This is a genomic window from Treponema sp. R6D11, from assembly GCF_054786075.1.
Genome location: NZ_BDHD01000028.1, coordinates 1 through 20,638 on the forward strand (window position 1 = coordinate 1; position 20,638 = coordinate 20,638).

The window sequence follows — 20,638 nt, forward strand, 5'->3', positions numbered from 1 at the left end:
TGTATGCTCCGTTGTATACGAGCGGATAGAGATATGGATTTACGAACGATTTACCCATGAACTTGAATTGCTCGAAATTCGCCCAGATTGTTACGCCTGAGACGAAGTGGCATAGGAAGCGCAAGAAAATAGCGAACACAACGCCGGACAAAACTATCGGTGTTTTTTTGCCTTTGAATAGACCTGCCAACCCCAAAACGCCGAAGGCTAGGATATAGTCGAATAATAAGCACATGGCGAGGGTGTAGCCAGTTAATCCCCATCCAAGCGGGCTGTCTCCACCTGCGTATAGTTGGATGACGCCGTATAGGAACGACACGATTAAGCCTTTTCCCAACCCTGAGTATAGCGCGAAAACGATGATGGGTAGCATGGATAAAAGCGTAATTGAGCCGCCGTATGGAGCTTGGTATACCTTTATGTAGCTCAAAATTGTTGCGAGCGCGAGCATGACAGCGCCTAGAACTAGCTCTTTTGTGTTGAATTTTTTCATAAAAATACTCCTTAAGATTTTTATCCATAGGAGCATTAAAGACCATTCCTTACGCTGGTATTATCCAGTTCAAGTATGAGGGTTCTTCTCAGATTTGCTTGCGCAAAACGCCCCTATGGAAAATATTTATTTTTAGCGTTCAGCTTATTTGCCGTCGACTTTGACTACTTCTTTGCCTTTATACATTCCGCAAGCTGGGCATGCTCTATGTGGAGCGATAAGTTCGCCACAACTACCGCATGCAACGAGCGCAGGCGCAGTTAGCTTCCAGTTTGCTTTTCTTGAGCTCGTCTTCGAATGCGAGACTCTTCTTTTTGGAACTGCCATAATTTTCTCCTAACTTTTATAATTCTAATGTTTTTAAATATTCTTTGAATTTTTTGCCTAATTTCTCATCGCGTAGGGCGTATTCAACGTTTGCCTGCATGTAGCCAAGCTTATCGCCGACGTCGTACCTTTCGCCTTTGAACTCGCATGCATATAACCCTTGGGTTTTCGCAAGCTCGCTTAGGCTGTCTGTTAGTTGGATTTCTCCGCCGACGCCTTGTTTGCCATTGCGCAATAGAGGGAATATGTCAGGCGTGATTACGTATCTGCCTAGGATAGCCAATGTTGACGGAGCGTCTTCTGGCTTTGGTTTTTCAACCAAGCTTTTGGCTTTGATCAAGCCGTTTTCGCTTTCGCCTGTCTCGACAATGCCGTACTTGTTCGTGTCCTCAAGAGGGACGTTTCGCACGCCGATGATTGTTTTATCTGTCTCTTCATATGCGTCGATCAGTTGGCGTATTGCGTTTTTCTCGTTTGGCTTAGTGTAGACAATTTCGTCGCCTAATATAACAGCGAACGGCTCGTCTTTGGCGAAACTCTCGCCGCAGCCGATTGCATGCCCCAAGCCGAGAGCTTTTCCTTGGCGAACATATGAGATTTTTGCAAGGTTGTTAATGCCTTTGCAAATTTCTAATAGTTCGGTTTTGCCGCCTTGTTCGAGTTCTGCCTCGAGCTCAAACGAAACATCGAAATGGTCTTCGACAGAACGTTTTGTTCTGCCTGTGACGATTAAAATCTCTTCGATTCCGGCGTCGACCAACTCCTCGATGATATATTGCAATGTCGGTTTGTCGACAATCGGCAACATTTCTTTTGGGACAGCTTTTGTTGCAGGAAGGAAGCGAGTTCCTAAGCCTGCAGCTGGTATGATAGCCTTTTTGACTTTCGCCATAGTTTAGTTATCTTGCGGTGCGCCAACTGGGCAAACAGAAGCACAAGCGCCACATGAGATGCATTTTTCAGCGTCGATTACATAAACTTGGTCGCCAGCTGAGATGCAGTCTGTTGGGCAACTTGGTTGACAAGCGCCACATGAGATACACTCTTCGTTAATTTTATAAGCCATGATAATCCTCCAAAATTTTTTATATTGTTGTTCTTGTTCGTCGGCTTTTCTTTTTATTTATTAAAAACAATGATGAAAAGCTTTCCTCGCAAGAACTCCTCTTGCCCATTGCGTTTTGATTGCTACACGCACAAACCGCTAATGGCCTAGGGATCAATCGGTCGTAAACGGAATTAGAGCTAGGTGTCTTGCGCGTTTAACTGCTGTTGCAATTGCACGCTGGTGCTTAGCGCACGAGCCAGACATTCTTCTAGGCAAGATTTTGAACCTGTCTGTAACGAATTTTTTAACTCTGAAAACGTCTTTATAATCGATTGTTTCTTCTTTGTTTTTGCAGAAATAGCAAGGTTTGCCTCTGCGTCTGTTTTGTCTTCTTTCTTTATTGTTTTCCAATTTAATATGCTCCCTTCTTAAAACGGTAGGTCGTCATCTAAGTCGACCGCTACAAATCCTTCGTCGTGTGGAACTGGTTCTTCAGCCGCAGGGCTAGATGATGGTGCACTGCTTGCGCTAGAGCCTTCAGCGCGCTTGTCCCCGCAGAAGTTAACTTCGTCTGCAACAACGTCTGTTGCGTAACGTTTTTTGCCGTCTGCGTCGTCCCAGCTTCTTGTTTGAATTGTTCCTACAACATTAATCATTCTACCCTTTGTGAAATATTTTGATACGAATTCGGCAGTTGTGCGCCATGCGACGCAGTTGATGAAATCAGTTTGTCTTTCTTCGCCTTGACGGACAAAACGTCTATCAACGGCAACAGAGAAAGAACATACAGAAACGCCAGATGGTGTCGTTTTTAGCTCGGGATCACGAGTTAGGCGCCCCATAATAATAGCTTTATTCAGCATCTTTTGCCTCCTTAGCAGTTTTCTTCGCTGCAGTTTTCTTAGCCGCAGTCGCTTTTTTAGCTGGTGCTTTCTTTGCAGGCTTTTCTTCAGCCTCTTCAGCTTTTTTTGTTGTTTTCTTCGCTGCAGGTTTTTTAGCTGGAGCTTTTTTAGCTTTTGGCTTTTCTTCTTCAGCTTCCGCGTCAGCCTTTGCCATTAAAGCGATATCCACTTCGTCCGGCTCTTCTTCAGGAATGGCAGCCATTTTTTCTGCAATCTCTTCAGCTACAGTCTCTGCGATTTCTTCAGCAACAATCTCGGCTACTACAACCTCTTCAACAACTTCTTCAACCTTTTCTTCTTTAGCTTTTGAAGGCTTTTCTTCAGCGGCTTTTTTTGCTGGAGCGCCATCGCGCGGAGCAAGAGATTTAGAAAGGTCTGGTTTGAAACCGTCTTCATTGCGTACAATTAAAAAACGCAATACACCGTCTGTTATGCGATATTGTCTTTCCAATTCTGCTGGGAAAGAGCCGTCGCATGTGAAATAGAATAGAACATAGAAACCTTCGCTTTTGTGATTAATCTCATAAGCTAGTTTTCTTCTGCCCCAAACGTCTTCACCATCTAGCGTAGCGTTTGCCTTGATTAGTTCGCGAAATTTAGAAACGATTTCGTCGGTTTGTTCTTTTGTTTTAGTTGCGTCTACAACCAAAAAACTTTCATAAGCGTTTAATTTTTCCAATTTATTTCCTCCTTTTTTGGACTTATGGCAAACGGCGAACAACCGTCTGCAAAAGGTGCGGCGCAAAAATGCACTCGCGTCTAGCTATTATAGCAGAAAACCGCTTAAATGTCAAGCGGTTATCGCATCATGTTTTTCAGTTCGATATCTTTTTTATCTGCATAATCCAAACATTTTTTGTAGTATGACTTATCAAGCGAGCCGCCGAGTTTTAAAATCTTCTTTCGTGCTTTTAACGTTTTTCTCTCCTGCCTGATGATTTGCATTGCTCGCTTTGGCGGGACATAAAAGTTTTTATACCCATATAGCACGCCCAGTTTTTCTTGTATGGATGTTAAATATTTTCCCATTTCATTTCTTTTTATCGCGATAAAACGGACTTGTCTATCCACTCCAGCTCTGCGCTTAACAGACCCAACATCGGCAAGACCAAAAAATTCGGCGAGGGAACGGGAAGAGAAGTTGTCTTGGTGGTTTGTCATTGAGAGGTATATAGTTTTCTCGCTGCTGAGCAGAGTGTTTGTTTGTAGGTTGTGGCAAATCCCTTCGTATAACAACGTCTTCGCAAGTGCGCCACTACGAGCGTTATCTTTAACAAAAACAGTGTCTAGCTCGATAGTGTTATTTGGGGTCGCTCCGATATATTTCTCCGAGTTAGTTAAATTATAATTGATGTCGGGAGCGATGGAGTTCGCGATTCTATCGGTTACTAGGGAATACATGCTGCGGTCTTTTTGTTTGAAATATAGGAAATCTGCCAAATCGAATTTTGTCCCGCCGGTTTGACGGAATGCCCCATAGGCTTTTAATATAGCGCGGGTGATGGTCGCGCGGCTTTTAGATTTTTCATCGAATCTGCCTTCTAATATTTCTTGGTACGCATCGCCGATTAAGTTTGCGTTCAAGCTAGAGATTGCGATGCATTTGACTGTGAAAGCTTCGTCTGCCGCGATGCTTAAATTATCGCCATATTTTTGTTTTAGGAAATCGATGTAGGCTGGGTTTTCTGGAGTCTTGACATATTTCGTTAGGTCGTTATAGCTGTATGGCTCGTGCCCTGACACGATATACGCGCCGCCGACAACGTTTTCGTCCTGCAAGGCGACAACGACCGTGTTTTGCGGGTTCATCACATACGGCATGACATCTGACAAATCCGAATGAAAGAATTGAGCTTTTTGCGCGCCTTGGTTCATTTTTGATGTTATTTCGCTCGATAAAGAGACCGCTTGTTCTAGCGTCTCTTTTTGGGATTCAAAATTATTAGCATCGATTTTTATGATGCGAATTTTGTCCGTTATGTAAACCACTCCCCTTGGTATTTTCTACTCGTGTTGGCGGAGAAGAGAGGATTCGAACCTCCGAGCCCCATAATGGGACTAACACCTTAGCAGGGTGCCGCCTTCGACCACTCGGCCACTTCTCCATCGCTTCGGCAATGCCTATTTTGCTCAGCCCTCGTTAGCACTCGGGCGCTCGCCTTGCGGCATGCCTCGCTCCTTTCGAAAAACTCAAAAAACCTATTCGTTTTTCGATTTTAAAAGCAAAAAGCTTTTTGCGAGCTTAAACATTATAGCATATTATATGTAGGTTGTCAAGGTGGGCGACAGGGTGTTGCAAAATATGATTTGTTGTGATATAATTCTCGTATCATGACAAACAAGACGGCGAAAAAGCGCAGGCGGACGATATCCTTATTTGTTCTGTTCACGTTGGTTTTAACAGGCGTTTTTTCTGCTGCTAACCTGAATGTTAATTCGAAGTTTGATGGAGACGTTTCCAAAACCAAGCCTATATACGAAGCAAAAGAAGGCGAGAGGTATTCGACGTTTAATGATAGTTTAGTCGTCTCTACAGGCTCGTCCGTTAAGATTATCAACAAGCACGGCAAGGAAGCATTGCAGACAAAATTTTATTCTCAAGAAGCAAGTTTTAAAACAGCGGGCAAATATCTTCTGGTGGCGGATAACATCGGCGGAGAATTATTATTGATACAAGGCAAAAAGGTGGCGTGTCAAGTGTCTGGCGATAGGATTTTGTTTTCGAAGCTGTCGAATAGCGGAGATTTTATAGTCGCTACCAATTCGAAAATAGCGGTCTATAACAAAAAAGGAAAAGAGAAACTCGTTGTACCAACTGATTATTATTCGTTAGACGCAGAATTTTTCGGCGACCAAATAGTTGTTTCTGGGTTTACTAATAACGGCTCTGGCGAGGTTGGGGTTGTCCGCTTTTATAGCAAGACTGGCGAAGAACTTCACAAAGCAGAACACAAAGGAGAGTTGTTTTCTCGATTGGAGAGCAGGGTTGGCAAAATCGTTGTCGCGTCTGATGACAAGATGTTAGTGTTTAACAACAAATATGTAGAGACCACGATTGATTTTGCTGGGAAGACATTAAACAATTATTATATAACATCTTTTGGCAAGATAATCTGCTTTTTCACAGACGGCGCGCATAGTTCGCTCAAGGAGACGTACAGCTTAAGAGGAAGGTTAAAGAGCCAAAAAACGCTTGATATATCCGCAACCAATTTCACATACAATGATAAAGGGTTTTCGTTTTTATCAGACGAACTATACATATATAACTCGTTTGGCTGGCTCAAGAAGAAAGCGAAAGTGGACAAAACCGTCATAGGCATGGCGGGCAAGGCTATATACATTTTGGAAGGAAATTTTATTAAATATATTAAACTATAGGAGGAAAAATGATTTTAGATATTATTCTTATTGTGATTTTTTTAGGTTGCGTAACACGCGGTTGGCACAAGGGCGGGATCGCCTCAATTTTGAAACTGCTTAGCATTGTTATCTCGTTTGCGCTTGTGTTCTTTTTTAGGGACGCGATAACAGACATTGCTATGAAAACTCCGCTTGGCAACCTAGTTAAAGGCAAGGTTGCGGGCTCGGCTAATGCGTATCTAACTCACCCTTTGTTTGGCGGCATAATTGCGCAAGGGGCAAAAAACATTTCTAGGGTCGTTGTTATGGTTGTTGCGATGGTCATTTCGTTTTTCGTTTTGTGGTTTGCTTTGAGTTTTGTCGCAAAGATACTAACAGGCGTTCTAGGATTCTTAAAGCTCGGCGTGTTCAACAAAACCGTTGGCGCGTTGTTCGGCGCAGCAAACGGATATATTTGCGTGTATGTAACCATGCTTATTACGATGGCTTTATCGCCGATTGTAAGCTGGATACATGGCCTAACGTCGTCTTCGAGCCTGATAAACATTATACCTAGCCCGCTTGCATTGTTTAGTCTTTTTTCAAAATAAGTTCTTCGTGGAACTCCATTTACCTCGCTAAAATTATTTAGCGAGGTTTTTTATTGCTAAAAGGGCTTGAAAAAAGTTTTTTGTTGTGATATACTTTTGTTAGCAAATGGAGGATAAAAATTATGGGGAAAGTTATAGCTATTGCTAATCAAAAAGGCGGAGTTGGGAAGACGACAACTGCTGTTAATTTATCGGCATGTTTGGCGACCATGGGCAACAAAGTTTTGGTTGTTGATGCCGACCCGCAGGGCAACACAAGCTCGGGGCTTGGGATTAAACCGTCGTCTAAAAACGTTTATTCTTGTATAATAGGATCGACGACTATGCCCGAAGCGATATTTTCAACGGAAATCCAAAATTTATATATATGCACCTCTGGGCAAGAACTGGCTGGTGCAGAGATAGAGCTGGTTGGCGTTGAGGATAGAGAGTTCAGGCTGAAAAACGCGCTTGCAGACATAAAAGACGAATATGATTATATTATAATTGATTGTCCGCCGTCTATTAGCTTAATTACTTTGAATGCGTTGGTTGCATCGGATAGCGTTTTGGTTCCTATTCAATGCGAATATTACGCGTTGGAGGGCTTAGGATATTTGACTAACACTATAAATTATATCAGGAAATCGCTCAACCCGAATCTTAACATAGAGGGTATTTTAATGACGATGTTCGATAGCAGGACGAATTTGTCGCTCCAAGTTGTTGAAGAGGTTAAGAAATATTTCTCTAAAAAAGTTTATAAAACTATTATACCGAGAAATGTCCGCCTAAGCGAGGCGCCTTCTTTCGGCGAGCCAATTATTGTTTATGACAGCGAGAGCAAAGGCGCAGAGGCATATATGAGCTTGGCAAATGAGGTTTTGGAGGTTAAGGCTTGAGGCGCATAGGAGTTTTTGTTGCTTTAGCTTTAGTTTTCTTGGCGTCATGCGCGCCGAATCCGACCAACGTCTCCTATGAAATTATAGCGATGAACAATCCGATTAGGAGCGTTGCCGAAAGGCTAACTAAAAACACAGGGTTAAAGATTTCGACGCTTGCGACATCCTCCGGCTGTCTTCATGATTACAGTTTAACAACGGAAGACAAAATAAAAATTGAGAATGCAAAAGTTTTTCTAACGACAGATGGTTTTAAAGATGAGGAGAATGCGGCTAGTGTTAGCGGCGTGTATAGCTGCCCTGTCGGGGAGGACACAGAGCATTTTTGGGTTTCAAAAAGCTGCGCAGAGATATTTATAAAAAACGTTTATGATGTGTTGATAGCGAAATTTCCTAGTCATCAAGACGAGATAAAATTAAATTATGATGAGGCGATTGCCGAGGTTAAGCAAATTAAAGATACATATTCGCAAGAAGCGGTTTTATCCTTAAATAGCGGGTTATCCAATATGTTTTCAGGGGAGATAACTTTGCACCAAGAGGAGGATGAAAACATTTCTCTTTCGCCGAATCAAATTAAAAGTGCGATAGAGTTAGCACGTAAAGACAAGGTTCGGTTTGTTGTTCTAGAAAAGAATTATACGCCGAAAGTTTTGGAAACATTAAAAGAAGAAATACCTGGCTTAAAAGAAATTCGCTTATCGCTTATGACGGATAGCAATGAGGATTATATAGAAAGCTTAAGCAACAACTATAAAATAATTAGAGAGGCATTAGGGGGCAACAAATGAGCAAATTAGGAAGAGGTTTGGGAGCGTTAATTCCTGGAAGCGAAAACTTAGAGGGGCTTGCGGGAGTTTTGGAATCTTGGGACAACCCTGAGAACACTAACAAAGATGAATACGTTAACAAACAGGAGATAGACATCACCAAGATCACACCTTGCCGCACGCAACCAAGGCGTGATGCGAGCGCGGCGGACATCGATGTTTTGGCGGACAATATAAAAGAATACGGTATCATCCAGCCTTTATTGCTTAGAAAAACCGCGGCGGATGAATATGAAATTATCGCAGGAGAGCGACGTTTTCGCGCCGCGATGAAAGCGGGGCTTAAAACTGTTCCTGCTGTTATACGTGAAGCTGAGGCTAGCGAGGTTATGGAGCTTGCTCTAATCGAGAATCTGCAAAGGGTTGATTTGAACCCGATTGATGAAGCATTGGGATATAAAACCCTAATCGAGCAATACAATCTTACGCAAGAAAAAGTAGCCGAAAAAGTCGGCAAGGCGCGCGCGTCCATCACCAATAGCCTTAGGATATTGAACCTGCCGAGCGAAGTTGTTGAGCAGGTTAAAGAAGGGAAAATATCGCTTGGGCATGCAAAAGTTTTGCTTTCTGCGCCGCAGGAAAAGATTGCGGAGTTTGCTGAAAAGGTAATTAGCAAGGGGCTGTCGGTTCGCGCGACGGAAAGCCTGATCAAAAATTCTTCAAGCGATAAAAAAGACAACAACTTTGTGATTAGCGACAATATGAAGATATATTTAAGCGACATCGCAGACGGAATTTCGCAAAAGTTGGGCACCAAAGTGCGCATTATGCCTTCTGCGAAGAAGAGCAAGATCGAAATTGAGTATTACAGCAGCAAGGATTTGGAAAGAATTTTGGAGGTTTTGAGCTAATGCTAGACATTAAATTTATTCGTACCGAACCAGACGTTGTTCGCGAAAACCTGAAAAAGAAATTCCAAGATGACAAGATGCCGCTTGTTGATGAGGCGATTGAAATAGACGAGAAACTTAGAGCAGCAATGTCTGAGGCTAATGAGATTCGCGCTGATAGGAACAAATTCAGTAAGGAAATAGGCGGACTTATGGCAAAGGGAGCGAAAGACGAAGCGGAGGAAATGAAGAAAAAAGTCGTTTCTATGGCGTCTCGCCTAGAAGAGCTAGAAGAGGTAGAAAAGGATTTTGCCGACAAATTAAAACAAATTATGATGCAGTTGCCGAATATAATAGACGAAAGCGTTCCAATCGGCAAGGATGACACAGAAAACGTCGAAATCGAGCGTTTCGGCGAGGCGAAAACACCTAGCTTTGAGATTCCTTATCATGTTGACATCATGGAGAGCGTGTCGGGGCTTGATTTAGACGACGCGCGCAAGACCTCGGGTAACGGGTTTTATTATCTCATGGGAGACATCGCGGTTTTGCATACCGCTTGCATATCGTTCGCTAGGGATTACATGATAAAACAAGGGTTTATCTATGCTATTCCGCCGTTTATGATACGCGAGAGCGTTGTGTCGGGCGTTATGAGCTTTGCTGAGATGGAAAATATGATGTATAAAATCGAAGGCGAGGATTTATACCTAATCGGCACGAGTGAGCATTCGATGATAGGTAAATTTATCAACTCCAGCATTGAGAAAGAAAAGCTGCCGATTTGCATGACGAGCTATTCGCCATGTTTTAGAAAAGAAGTTGGCGCACACGGCATTGAAGAGCGTGGGGTATATCGTATACACCAATTTGAAAAGCAAGAGATGATCGTTATCTGCGAGCCGGAAGACAGCATGGACTGGTTTCATAAGATGTACAACTACACAGTCGAAGTTTTCAAGGCGTTGGACATCCCTGTTAGAACGCTCGAATGTTGTTCAGGCGATTTGGCGGATTTGAAAGTAAAAAGCATTGACGTCGAGGCTTGGTCGCCAAGGCAACAAAAATATTTCGAAGTTGGAAGCTGTTCAACATTGGGAGATGCGCAAAGCCGTCGTTTAGGGATACGCATTAAATCTACGGACGGCAATTATTTTGCACATACGCTCAACAACACAGTCCTTGCCAGCCCGCGGATGTTGATTGCTTTATTAGAAAACAATATTGACGAGAATGGGACGATTAGAATTCCTCAAGCGTTGCAAAAATACACAGGGTTTAGCGAGATAAAAAAGAAAGCGTAGGGCGAGAAGAGACCATTGAAAAAACTTTTCATGACGAATGATAAAAACCTTTTTTACACAATGATAGCCCTTTGTGTGATTGGTTTGCTTTCGGTTTTTTCAAGCACATCGATGCTCGAGAACGGAATGAGGTTTTTCATAATCCAGCTTGTTTGCTTCGTGATAGGCATGGCATTGTTTTTTGGGCTAAGATTTATCAGCATAGATAATTTGGAAAAGTTTGCGCTTTATATATTCGGCACGACATGCTTGCTTTTGATCGTTACCTTAATTTTTGGTATAGGCGGTAGTTCCACGGGAACGAACGGGTGGATACGCTTTTGGGGTATCGGCATCCAGCCTGCGGAGGTTGCGAAAATTGGGTTTGTATTGTCACTATCTGCGCATATCAAATATATAAATAACAAATATTTAAGTATCAACGAGGCGAAACCTATTTTGCAGCTATTGGCGCATTTGGTGATACCTGTCGGGCTTATTTTACTTCAACCGGATCTTGGAACGGCAATGGTTTTCGTCATTATATTTATTGTTATGCTTTTATTAAATGATATATCGTGGAAATATATTGTTGGTGCGGCATCTGGTGTTGCTGTGCTTGCGCCGATTGTGTATTTTTTCGTATTAAACAACGCGCAGAAAGACAGGATAATATCTTTTATACAACCGAATCAACATACGTCTGGCGCGGGGTTTAACGTTGCTCAGGCGAAGATGGCGATAGGCTCGGGCGGTCTTTTTGGCCAAGGATTTTTGAGAGGCATGCAAACGCAAAGCCCATACCTGCCGGCGAAACATACGGATTTTATCTTCTCATGCGTCGCAGAAGAATGGGGGCTAATCGGCACTGTCGTTTTGCTTGCCCTATTTGCCTATTTAGTTTACAGGATTTACATCGCAATAATCACAGAACAAGACGTATTTAGAAGAAATATTATAATCGGCGTCTTCGCATATTTATCGTTCCATATATTCGAAAACATTGCGATGAACCTCGGGCTGATGCCTGTTACAGGCATTCCTTTGCCTTTTATAAGCTATGGCGGAACGAGTATGATAACAGCGATTTTAGCAGTCGGGCTAGTTAATCTGGCTATCGAATAATAGGAGAATATAATGCCGACATTCAAAGGTGGTATACACCCATTTTATAATAAAGAGTTCACGCGGTTTTTTAAAACTCGTGATTTCCCTATGCCTAAAGAGATTGTCTTGCCATTATCGCAACACATTGGAGCGAGGAGCAACCCTATCGTTAAGGTGGGCGACAAAGTTTCAAAGGGGCAACTAATCGCAGAAGCGGTTGGAGAGATTTCGAGCAATTTGCATTCGCCGTCTAATGGAGTGGTTAAAAAAATCGAGCCAAGGGCATCCGTTTATGGGAGTGACGTTGATTGTATTATAATTGAAACAACGAAAAATCCTCCGGCGGACACAAGTGTAATTCATTCTAGTTTGGACGAAGTTGCAGCGAGCAGCATCTTAGAGGCGGTTAAGAAAGCCGGCGTATGCGGGCTTGGCGGAGCGACCTTCCCGACACATGTTAAGATGGCTCCTCCGGCTGACAAGAAAATAGAAAAAATCATAATCAATGGCGCAGAATGCGAACCATTTTTGACCTGCGACCATCGTGCTATGCTAGAAGATGCTGAGGAGCTTGTTTTTGGAATTCGTGCGATCATGCGGGCAACTGGCGCGGAATCTGCGTATATTGCCGTGGAACGAAACAAAATGGACGCGATATTAACACTATTTGCATGGATCAGAAAAGAATTAAACATACATATAGTTCCGGTAGATACTAAATATCCTCAGGGCGCGGAGAAAAATCTGATTCAAAGTTTATTTAAGAAAAAGTTGCCGCCAAAGACTTTGCCGATCGACTCAGGCTATGTTGTCTTCAACGTTAGCACATGTATCGCTGTTGCACGGGCGGTTAAATATGCCGAGCCGTTAACGTCCCGCAGAGTGACGATCTATAGCGAAGAAAGCCCTGAATCTGCGACATATAATATCCCTTTGGGAACGCTTGTGAGCGAAGTTTTAACTAAGCTTAACATCTCTGTTCCTGAAAATAGCAAAGTTATTTTGGGCGGGCCTATGATGGGCACCGCATTATATAGAACGGACATACCGGTTACAAAAGGGACTTCCGGAATAATTATTATTCCGGCAGATAAAGAAGAACTACAAACGCAGTGCATAAGGTGCGGAGAGTGTGTTCGCAAATGCCCGATGAACCTCATGCCGTTTAAACTTGCTAAGGCAACGGGCAGACGAGATGCAGATGAGCTAAACGCGCTTAATGTTATTGACTGCGTTGAATGCGGAGTTTGTTCATACATCTGCCCTGCCAAGCTTCATCTAACGCAGGATATACGCGCCGGCAAGCAGATTAAATCAGGGAAATAGGAGATAGAAATATGCTAAAAGTTTCGAGTTCGCCGCATATAAAAAACGCTGCATCAACGCGTTCCATCATGCTTGATGTTATTATCGCGCTCTTTCCCTGCATGATTGCGGGGCTGTATTTCTTCGGTTATCGCGCGGGTGTTATTATCGCAATTTCTGTCGCTTCGAGCTATTCGTTTGAGGCTATATGGTGTGCGATAGGAGGGCAAGAGAACTCGGCAAATGATTTATCATGCATTGTTTCGGGCGTAATATTAGCTTTAAACCTGCCTTCGACTGTGCCTTTATGGTTGCCAGTTGTTGCTAGCTTGTTTATGATAATAATTGTGAAAATGTTATTCGGCGGGTTGGGGCAAAATTTTGTAAATCCGGCAGGGGCAGGGCGATTATTCCTAACTTTCTCGTTCCCAAGGTTTATGACATCCTTTGTTACTCCGTATACATATCTTCATCTAAATGCTGCCAACGCTATCACATCGGCAACGCCACTGTCGCTATACAAACAGGCGGGCGAGATGGCGCCGATCATGAATTCGTTTTTTGGAAGCACGGCGGGGTGCATTGGCGAGACATCAGCTATCGCGATTTTGCTCGGGTTTTTATATCTTGTTATTCGAAAGGTTATTAAGATTGATATTCCTGTTATATATGTTGGCGTTGTTTGCGTATTAACGGCGATTATCGGTAAGCCTGTGCTATTCTATGCTCTATCAGGAGGGCTATTATTCGGCGCAGTTTTTATGGCGACGGATTATGTTACAGCACCGATAACTAGATATGGAAGATGGATATATGCCGCACTTCTCGGTGTTATGACATTTTTGTTGAGGTTTTACTCTTCGTTCCCAGAGGGTGTTGTTATGTCTATCGTGTTTACGAATTGCTTAGTGCCGCTGATTGACAAATGGGCTAAACCGAGGAGGTTTGGGACATGAAAAAGAATCTTTGGTTATTTCCGTTAACGTTATTTATTTTCACGAGCGTTATCGCAGGCGGGCTATGGTTTTTGAATAGCTTAACAAGCGAAAAAATCGCAAACCGTGCATACATCGAAAAAATCGAGGCTAGCTCTGGCGTTATATCGGGGATTGAATATGAAACATACGAGGAAAACGAGCTGGAGGGATATGTCGCGTATTTCGACGCGGAGGGGAATCTCGTTGCGATCGTTTGCGAAGAAACGGTTTCTGGCTACGGCGGCGATATAACAATCGTGGTCGGCACTAAATTTTGGGAGGGAAATGCGTATGCAACCGGCGTTAAAGTCATATCCCAAAGCGAAACACCAGGGCTTGGCGCGAACGTAACATCAAAAAGCTTCCTCGATCAGTTTGTCTTAAAGACTTTAACTATAGCTGTTAGCAAAACAACGCCGAAAGAAAATGAAATAAAGGCAATTACTGGCGCGACGATAACTAGCCGCTCGATAACCGAAGGTGTTAATGATGCGCTCGAACGCGCGACAGAATTGTTTACTAACGGCAATTTAAAACCGACGGCAGTATACGACGATCAGGAGTAGATCATGGGAAAGAAAAACAAAAAAAATAATATAAGGGCCGAAAAGCCTATCAAGCCTGTTAAAATTCGTGAAAAAGCGAACTATGGGCGGATAATGGCGAACGGACTTTTTGCTGAGAATCCAACTTTTGTCCAAGTGCTTGGCATGTGCCCGACCTTGGCTGTGACGACTTCTGCTATATCCGCGCTTGGCATGGGCGTTTCAACCTTAATTGTTCTAACTCTTTCGAACTTTTTTATATCGCTTGTTCGAAAGGTTATCCCCGATCAAATTAGAATTGCTTGCTATATTGTTTTAATCGCGGGGTTCGTGACGATGATTGACATGGTGCTTAAGGCATATTTTCCGGATATATCCAAAGCGTTGGGGATTTTTATCCCGCTTATAGTAGTTAATTGCATAATCCTTGGGCGCGCAGAGGTTTTTGCCTCGAAAAACCGTGTCCTCCCTAGCTTGTTCGACGGCGTTTTCATGGGTGTCGGGTTCACGGGAGCATTGTTCCTCATAGGAAGCATTAGGGAAGTTCTTGGCGCGGGATCATTTTTCGGCATTCCGCTATTTGGCGCAGGGTTCTCGCCAGCACTGATTATGATTTTGCCTGCTGGAGCGTTTATAGTGTTCGGTTTGCTTCTTGGAATGTTTAGTGCGATAAAAATCAAACGCGAGAAAAAAGCAAGGAGGACGGCATGAACTTTTTATCGATTTTCATAACGGCTGTTCTAATCGAGAATGTCGTTTTAGTTAAATTTCTTGGCATTTGTCCGTTTTTAGGCGTGTCGAAAAACACTACGACGGCGTTTGGCATGGGAGTTAGCGTCATCTTCGTTATCACGGTTTCTTCTATTATAACCTGGGCTATCAATACATATCTGCTCATCCCGTTTGATTTGGTTTATCTGCAAACGATCGTTTTCATATTGGTCATTGCGAGCCTTGTGCAACTTGTTGAGATGTTCCTGCAGAAGACTTTGCCGTCGCTTTACAAAGGGCTTGGGATATACCTTCCGCTAATAACAACCAACTGTGCGGTTTTGGGCGTTTGCTTGCTGGCTTCTCAAAAGACATATTCGTTTGAAGAGACGATCATCTATGCTGTTGGGTCGTCTATCGGTTTTTTAGTCGCGATTTTTATCATGGCTGGCATACGCGAGAGGCTGGAGGAATCAAATGTTCCGGAATTTATGAAGGGTTTGCCGATTTCGCTGATTTCTGCCGGACTTATCGCCATGGCTTTCACGATGTTTTCGGGCTTTAGAATATGAACATCCTAGCAATACATGATATTTCGACTATGGGCAAGGCGGGGCTTAATGTCGTCGTGCCTGTTTTGTCTAGTTTCGGGCATACTGTTTCCCCTATGCCGACTTGCGCGCTTTCTTCTATCACAGGGGGTTTTGGCGAATATTACAAAACGGATTTAACGACGCAGATGATAGAGACGCTTGAGCATATAAAACGAATAGGCGCGAAATTTGATTATGTTTATTCGGGGTATTTGAGCGCGCCGGCTCAGGCGGAGATCGTTGCGGAGGTTGTTAAACACACTAAGGCAAAGTTTCTATGCGATCCTGTTATGGGCGATAATGGCAAGCTTTATTCAGGATATGATGAAGGCATAATAGATGCGATGCGCGGGCTAGTTGCTATTGCGGATATTGCGACGCCGAACTATACCGAGGCGAAATTCTTAGGAGAAATAAAAACGCCTGCGGTTACTATAACAAGCTATCCAAATGCTGCCCACGAGGAAATAAACGTTTTATGTACGCTTGAAGGAATGGAACATATAATAGAAGGAAACTATAAACCGAAAGAAATTAGCGGCGCGGGAGATGCGTTTGCAAGCTATTTAATAGGCTATGGTTTGGAAGGAAACGCGTTCTTTGAATCAGCGCAACTTGCTTGCGAGGCTGTCGGGGAAATGTTGCAATAGCATTACGGTTTACTACCTATTATTATTATTATTATACATAAATATTATTTTTATAAGAGTTTTTTGTCGCAAAGGCTCTTTTTTTATCTATATATGTTATAATCGATTTATAAAATTATTTTTAGGGAGTGTTTTTTTATGCTGAAAAAGTTCTACAAAATTATTGTGCCGGTGATTTTATGCCTCATTATGTTACCGAGCATGGTACAAGCTGCACAGACACCATCTTGGGGAGGAGATTGGGTAAATGTCAATGGCAAGCTATTACCTGTACCAGCTTATGGTAGCCTAGATGGCAACAACATCGAATTCGAGATGAAGCAATCCGCTGGCGCGGATACTCCGGCAGATCCGTCGGACGACATCTTTTATCTAGAGGCGACAGCGAGATATGCAAACGCTATAACTCACCTCTATACAGATATCGGATTTGACAATGAAGTTGTAGAACTTGTTTCGCCTTCTGGCGTGCCTGTTTCTGGTAGTGGGTTTGATGCTTACCAGTTACCAACTCAACAAAATTTCACAGGGCTTAGCGGAAGAGACCAAGGCGCAGACATCATGGCAGCTGCTGGTTGGGCGAAATACGAATTATACGACGGAAATTTAGACTACGGCTTAAACATGGCAGCGAAATTCTTAAACACTGAGGGCAATGGTTTCACAATTGCGCTTGGCGTTCGTAATAATGTAAATGGTGGCACTCGCCAATTCAATCCGCCATCTGCTGTTTCACAACTTGAAAACAACGAGCTTGTTTGCCCTGAGGCGGGCCTAGCTCTTGGTAAAGTTTATTTCAAAGTTAAAAATGGAAAAACACTAACACCTAATACTTTCTATAAAGATTCACAATTGGCAGTTGGTCGTCATATGTGGGCGGTTAACACTGTTCCTGTAGGCCACGAAGATTATCAAATTAACCCAACTGGCGGCGATTTTGCTTCTTTTTGGGGAAATCCTCTTAGCGGGTCATATACATCTCACATAGGTACAGTTGTTTTATATGCTGCTCCTGTCTACATCAATTTATCTAGCTTTGTTGACATCAGCACAACTGATACAGAAGTTTTGCTAGATGTTAGCACGCGAATTTATTCGCACGACGAAGTGGGTCCAACAGCGGTTGTTGCTCCAGGCAAAATTGGCGTTGGCGAAATAACTGTTAAAGCATTCAGCCTAGATGGCGTTACTTTCACATCGCTTCCAATGCCTGCTGATCAACCAGTTGGTTCATACTACATTAGTGTAGACGTTGCAAAAGGCGAAAACTATGCGGCGGCAACAGACCTCGTTCTAGCTACACAATTCTCTATCACTCCTGCAACGATCAATCCAACGATTTCTGGTTTTTCTAAAACATACGACGGAACATTAGCCTTTGGAAACACCACTGGCAAATTCGAAGTGGAAACAGGAATATTAAACGAAAAAATCCAAATCAGCCTAACGGATGGTGAATACACAGGTGCCAACGTTGGCAACGGCATAGAGATTATCGATTTTGAAGTTAGCAAAGACGACAGCATAGAGACTGCTGGTTTGGCAGACAACTATAATCTAGCAATAGAAAACATGCAAGCGTTCGGTAACATCACACCTGCGACATTGCAAGTTACAGCTTCACCTGCGACGAAAACATTTGGCGAAGTAGAGACAGGGTTCTATACAGCGCTTTCAGATTTCGCGGTTTCTGGTTTTGTGCCTGGTGAGGATACATCTTATATCACTGGCAAGCCGGTGGCAACTATTCTTCCTATATTAGATGACCCTAAGACACGTGCGGTTGGCGATTATGATGTATCTGTTGCTTCAGGAACATTAAACGCACAAAACTATCAATTTAATATCACACCAGCAGAAGGCGCGTTTAGCGTAACTCCTTATGATGAAGCGCAGTTTGATGTTGAAACGGAAGTTGATGTACCAACGAATGTAACATATAACGGAGCAAACCAAACTGTTGCAGGCTACACAATCGAAGTTGATGGAATTTTATTAGTAGAAGACGTAGATTTCATTCTTTCTGCAAACAAAACAAGCAAATTAGCAGATACGTACACAATCGAAATCTCAGGTATCGGCAACTATGATGGAGCTCTTGGATCATTCGAGTGGGTTATTGAGCAAAAAACTATCAAAGAATCTGAAGTTGTTAGCGCAACATTGGTTGTGCGCGATTATGACGGAACAACTGATGCGGATATAAACAATATCGGCACGATAAACACAATTGCATCTAACCTATCAGCAGCATCAGACGGCAAAGCAATTGTTGGCGATGATGTTATCCTAACAGGCGGCACAGGCGCGTATGATAGCGCGACAGCCTTAACAACAACGGGTGCGATCACAGGCGCGACGATCACGGGTGCTGATAGCGCAAACTATGATTTCAAAGGCAATGCAATCGATGCGACTGGCTTGATTAACAAAAAGACATTGACGGTTCGAGCAAATCCATCGAGCAAAACATATGGCGATGGAGATCCATCATATGCGAAAACGGATTTCACGGTTCTAACAGCTTTTGAAAACGGCGAAGATGAAGATGAAATAACCGGCAACTTTGGCGTTGCATTTGAAAACACAAACGGAAAAACAGATGTTTACCGCGATGCAGGGACATATGATGTTGACGCTACGCTTGGAACAGCAAGCGCGACAAACTATGATTTCGACTTTGTAACTAACGCAAAAGCCCTAACAGTAAACAAAAAGCTTGTTACGGTTTCTCCAAAACCTGTCACAAAAGTTTATAGTGAGCCAGATCCAGATTATAACACTTTGGCAGAATTCCTATATTCAAACACTTTTGCAAACGGCGAGGATGAAAGCGTAATCTCTGGTTCGTTCGCAGCGGATATTGAAGAGAATAATCTAACATATCGTCCTGTTGGCGATTATGAAGTTGAAGCTCTTGCTGGTAATGCGACTGCAACTAACTATAGATTCGAATTTGCAGCAGCTGCCAAGGTTTATGAAGTGCTTAAAAAGCCTTTGGCAATTAAACCAAATTCATTATCAATCTCATATGGAGTTATACCGACTCTAACTGCTGATTACGAATGGTTTGCTACAGGCGAGAATAAAGACAATGCTTCAAAAACAGGCACGCAAACATTTGTTGTGTCTCAAGGCAATGTAATATTTGATCACGAAGACGTTCTCCCAGCAGGAACATATTCCATTACAGTTTCTGGCGAAGATTATGCGAACTATGAAGAAGATTATTCGACCGTAGGCACGTTGACAGTAGGTTCTGTTGCTGCCGTGGTTGACCCTGCAGATGCTCCAGTAGCGAACGTGTTAGAATATACAGGCTCTAGCCAAGAACTTGTCGAAGCTGGTTTCACTGCTGACGGTGATATCTATTATCTAGCTGTTGCTAAAGATGCGGCAGCACCTATCGCGGCAGACTTCGTATCAACAAATATTCCAGAAGAGACAAATGCAGGCGAATATGATGTATATTATTATGTTGATCCTGACGCGAACCATACTCCGTCTATCGTTTATGGACCGATTCCAGTGGAGATAACGGCGAAAGAAGTTGTTATAACGCCTCTTGCAGGCTTGAGCAGCACATACGGCGACAGCGATGAAAGCTATACAGGCAGATATGATTTATTCGATGTAGTTGGTATAGTTGACGGTAACGATAACGGCATCTCATACTCAGCAAACATTGCCTCGTTTGTCGGCACACACCGTCCAGTTGCGACATATAACGTAACCTCAACAACAACTATCGCTTCAACTAACTATTATGTAACTAACGAAACGGCAAATGTATATGCTGTAACTCCAAGAACGATTGATGTTACTCCTATCGCAGGCCTAGGCAACACATATGGCGAGGCGGACGAGAGCTACACAGGACGAGCAGATCTATTCACGGTTGCAAATATAGCAGAAGGCGAGACTCAAAGCGGAATTGGCGTATCATTAAAAGCTGACATCGCTGGATTTGTCGGCACACACCGCCCAGTTGCGACATATGATGTTACTTCAACATCAACAGTTTCATCTCCAAACTATGACATCTCAAATAAAACTGCAAATGTTTATGAAGTTACTCCAAGAGAATTGACAGTTAAACCTGCTAGCAAGCCAGCTATAACATATGTTGGGTCTGGATCGCTGTATGTTATAGCTGGCTTGGTAATAGGATTAACTGTAAATTTTCTTGGAGTTACTTCATAA

The 20,638-nt window shown here is 43.0% G+C and carries 22 protein-coding genes, 1 tRNA gene and 1 riboswitch; of the genes, 14 read left to right on the forward strand and 9 right to left on the reverse strand.

Translation table 11 applies throughout. The features are described 5' to 3' along the window. From ACYVTD_RS04575 to ACYVTD_RS04615, 9 genes are all read right to left on the reverse strand, one after another. Window positions 1-493: energy-coupled thiamine transporter ThiT (locus tag ACYVTD_RS04575; RefSeq protein WP_461246608.1), on the reverse strand; the 493-nt coding region annotated here is incomplete at its 3' end. Window positions 494-522: 29 nt separating this feature from the next. Next, a riboswitch (TPP riboswitch) is annotated at window positions 523-618 on the reverse strand. 19 nt (window positions 619-637) lie between these two features. Beyond that, window positions 638-820 carry a 50S ribosomal protein L32 gene (gene rpmF, locus ACYVTD_RS04580; protein WP_461246609.1) on the reverse strand — a complete coding sequence of 61 codons (183 nt, stop codon included), beginning with the start codon at window positions 818-820 and terminating at the stop codon, window positions 638-640. Between the two features lie 16 nt (window positions 821-836). Further along, on the reverse strand, window positions 837-1,712 hold the full coding sequence (gene galU / locus ACYVTD_RS04585) for a UTP--glucose-1-phosphate uridylyltransferase GalU (protein WP_461246610.1): 876 nt from the start codon (window positions 1,710-1,712) through the stop codon (window positions 837-839). 3 nt (window positions 1,713-1,715) lie between these two features. Beyond that, complete coding sequence (locus ACYVTD_RS04590) at window positions 1,716-1,886, reverse strand: DUF362 domain-containing protein (protein ID WP_461246611.1); 171 nt, start codon at window positions 1,884-1,886, stop codon at window positions 1,716-1,718. A gap of 153 nt (window positions 1,887-2,039) precedes the next feature. After that, window positions 2,040-2,279, reverse strand: coding sequence for a 30S ribosomal protein S18 (gene rpsR, locus ACYVTD_RS04595; protein ID WP_461246612.1), 240 nt, complete (start codon window positions 2,277-2,279; stop codon window positions 2,040-2,042). Between the two features lie 17 nt (window positions 2,280-2,296). Next, entirely contained in the window at window positions 2,297-2,731 is a 435-nt protein-coding gene (locus ACYVTD_RS04600; protein ID WP_461246613.1) for a single-stranded DNA-binding protein, read from the reverse strand. Continuing rightward, window positions 2,721-3,449 carry a 30S ribosomal protein S6 gene (rpsF, locus tag ACYVTD_RS04605; protein WP_461246614.1) on the reverse strand — a complete coding sequence of 243 codons (729 nt, stop codon included), beginning with the start codon at window positions 3,447-3,449 and terminating at the stop codon, window positions 2,721-2,723. The genes ACYVTD_RS04600 and rpsF overlap by 11 nt, the downstream gene beginning before the upstream one ends. 119 nt (window positions 3,450-3,568) lie before the next feature. Continuing rightward, entirely contained in the window at window positions 3,569-4,759 is a 1,191-nt protein-coding gene (locus ACYVTD_RS04610; RefSeq protein WP_461246615.1) for a hypothetical protein, read from the reverse strand. Window positions 4,760-4,784: 25 nt separating this feature from the next. After that, window positions 4,785-4,875: transfer RNA gene (locus ACYVTD_RS04615), tRNA-Ser, on the reverse strand. A gap of 226 nt (window positions 4,876-5,101) precedes the next feature. Here ACYVTD_RS04615 and ACYVTD_RS04620 point away from each other — a divergent pair. From ACYVTD_RS04620 to ACYVTD_RS04685, 14 genes are all read left to right on the forward strand, one after another. Then, a complete protein-coding gene (locus ACYVTD_RS04620) occupies window positions 5,102-6,151 on the forward strand; it encodes a DUF5711 family protein (RefSeq protein WP_461246616.1) in 1,050 nt (349 codons plus the stop codon). Between the two features lie 8 nt (window positions 6,152-6,159). Continuing rightward, a complete protein-coding gene (locus tag ACYVTD_RS04625; protein ID WP_461246617.1) occupies window positions 6,160-6,723 on the forward strand; it encodes a CvpA family protein in 564 nt (187 codons plus the stop codon). A gap of 122 nt (window positions 6,724-6,845) precedes the next feature. Further along, a complete protein-coding gene (locus tag ACYVTD_RS04630) occupies window positions 6,846-7,604 on the forward strand; it encodes a ParA family protein (RefSeq protein WP_461246618.1) in 759 nt (252 codons plus the stop codon). 38 nt (window positions 7,605-7,642) lie between these two features. Continuing rightward, complete coding sequence (locus ACYVTD_RS04635) at window positions 7,643-8,395, forward strand: metal ABC transporter substrate-binding protein (RefSeq protein WP_461246619.1); 753 nt, start codon at window positions 7,643-7,645, stop codon at window positions 8,393-8,395. Continuing rightward, window positions 8,392-9,285 (forward strand): ParB/RepB/Spo0J family partition protein, encoded by an 894-nt coding sequence (locus tag ACYVTD_RS04640; RefSeq protein WP_461246620.1) that lies wholly within the window; start codon window positions 8,392-8,394, stop codon window positions 9,283-9,285. The genes ACYVTD_RS04635 and ACYVTD_RS04640 overlap by 4 nt, the downstream gene beginning before the upstream one ends. Further along, window positions 9,285-10,568 (forward strand): serine--tRNA ligase, encoded by a 1,284-nt coding sequence (serS, locus tag ACYVTD_RS04645; protein WP_461246621.1) that lies wholly within the window; start codon window positions 9,285-9,287, stop codon window positions 10,566-10,568. The genes ACYVTD_RS04640 and serS overlap by 1 nt, the downstream gene beginning before the upstream one ends. Window positions 10,569-10,583: 15 nt before the next feature. After that, window positions 10,584-11,672 (forward strand): rod shape-determining protein RodA, encoded by a 1,089-nt coding sequence (gene rodA, locus ACYVTD_RS04650; protein WP_461246622.1) that lies wholly within the window; start codon window positions 10,584-10,586, stop codon window positions 11,670-11,672. 12 nt (window positions 11,673-11,684) lie between these two features. Continuing rightward, a complete protein-coding gene (rsxC, locus tag ACYVTD_RS04655) occupies window positions 11,685-12,980 on the forward strand; it encodes an electron transport complex subunit RsxC (RefSeq protein WP_461246623.1) in 1,296 nt (431 codons plus the stop codon). Between the two features lie 11 nt (window positions 12,981-12,991). Then, window positions 12,992-13,915 carry an RnfABCDGE type electron transport complex subunit D gene (locus ACYVTD_RS04660; RefSeq protein WP_461246624.1) on the forward strand — a complete coding sequence of 308 codons (924 nt, stop codon included), beginning with the start codon at window positions 12,992-12,994 and terminating at the stop codon, window positions 13,913-13,915. Continuing rightward, entirely contained in the window at window positions 13,912-14,502 is a 591-nt protein-coding gene (locus ACYVTD_RS04665) for an FMN-binding protein (RefSeq protein WP_461246625.1), read from the forward strand. The genes ACYVTD_RS04660 and ACYVTD_RS04665 overlap by 4 nt, the downstream gene beginning before the upstream one ends. A gap of 3 nt (window positions 14,503-14,505) precedes the next feature. Beyond that, window positions 14,506-15,192, forward strand: coding sequence for an electron transport complex subunit RsxE (gene rsxE, locus ACYVTD_RS04670; protein ID WP_461246626.1), 687 nt, complete (start codon window positions 14,506-14,508; stop codon window positions 15,190-15,192). Next, entirely contained in the window at window positions 15,189-15,764 is a 576-nt protein-coding gene (locus ACYVTD_RS04675) for an electron transport complex protein RnfA (protein WP_461246627.1), read from the forward strand. The genes rsxE and ACYVTD_RS04675 overlap by 4 nt, the downstream gene beginning before the upstream one ends. Next, a complete protein-coding gene (locus tag ACYVTD_RS04680) occupies window positions 15,761-16,435 on the forward strand; it encodes a bifunctional hydroxymethylpyrimidine kinase/phosphomethylpyrimidine kinase (protein WP_461246628.1) in 675 nt (224 codons plus the stop codon). The genes ACYVTD_RS04675 and ACYVTD_RS04680 overlap by 4 nt, the downstream gene beginning before the upstream one ends. A 138-nt stretch (window positions 16,436-16,573) precedes the next feature. Further along, entirely contained in the window at window positions 16,574-20,638 is a 4,065-nt protein-coding gene (locus tag ACYVTD_RS04685) for an MBG domain-containing protein (RefSeq protein ID WP_461246629.1), read from the forward strand.

Bases quoted from the DNA above. Each gene is read 5' to 3' on its own strand.
- rpmF (WP_461246609.1), bottom strand. From the start codon at position 820: ATGGCAGTTCCAAAAAGAAGAGTCTCGCATTCGAAGACGAGCTCAAGA.
- galU (WP_461246610.1), bottom strand. From the start codon at position 1,712: ATGGCGAAAGTCAAAAAGGCTATCATACCAGCTGCAGGCTTAGGAACT.
- ACYVTD_RS04590 (WP_461246611.1), bottom strand. From the start codon at position 1,886: ATGGCTTATAAAATTAACGAAGAGTGTATCTCATGTGGCGCTTGTCAA.
- ACYVTD_RS04600 (WP_461246613.1), bottom strand. From the start codon at position 2,731: ATGCTGAATAAAGCTATTATTATGGGGCGCCTAACTCGTGATCCCGAG.
- ACYVTD_RS04620 (WP_461246616.1), top strand. From the start codon at position 5,102: ATGACAAACAAGACGGCGAAAAAGCGCAGGCGGACGATATCCTTATTT.
- ACYVTD_RS04625 (WP_461246617.1), top strand. From the start codon at position 6,160: ATGATTTTAGATATTATTCTTATTGTGATTTTTTTAGGTTGCGTAACA.
- ACYVTD_RS04630 (WP_461246618.1), top strand. From the start codon at position 6,846: ATGGGGAAAGTTATAGCTATTGCTAATCAAAAAGGCGGAGTTGGGAAG.
- ACYVTD_RS04640 (WP_461246620.1), top strand. From the start codon at position 8,392: ATGAGCAAATTAGGAAGAGGTTTGGGAGCGTTAATTCCTGGAAGCGAA.
- serS (WP_461246621.1), top strand. From the start codon at position 9,285: ATGCTAGACATTAAATTTATTCGTACCGAACCAGACGTTGTTCGCGAA.
- rsxC (WP_461246623.1), top strand. From the start codon at position 11,685: ATGCCGACATTCAAAGGTGGTATACACCCATTTTATAATAAAGAGTTC.
- ACYVTD_RS04660 (WP_461246624.1), top strand. From the start codon at position 12,992: ATGCTAAAAGTTTCGAGTTCGCCGCATATAAAAAACGCTGCATCAACG.
- ACYVTD_RS04665 (WP_461246625.1), top strand. From the start codon at position 13,912: ATGAAAAAGAATCTTTGGTTATTTCCGTTAACGTTATTTATTTTCACG.
- rsxE (WP_461246626.1), top strand. From the start codon at position 14,506: ATGGGAAAGAAAAACAAAAAAAATAATATAAGGGCCGAAAAGCCTATC.
- ACYVTD_RS04675 (WP_461246627.1), top strand. From the start codon at position 15,189: ATGAACTTTTTATCGATTTTCATAACGGCTGTTCTAATCGAGAATGTC.
- ACYVTD_RS04680 (WP_461246628.1), top strand. From the start codon at position 15,761: ATGAACATCCTAGCAATACATGATATTTCGACTATGGGCAAGGCGGGG.
- ACYVTD_RS04685 (WP_461246629.1), top strand. From the start codon at position 16,574: ATGCTGAAAAAGTTCTACAAAATTATTGTGCCGGTGATTTTATGCCTC.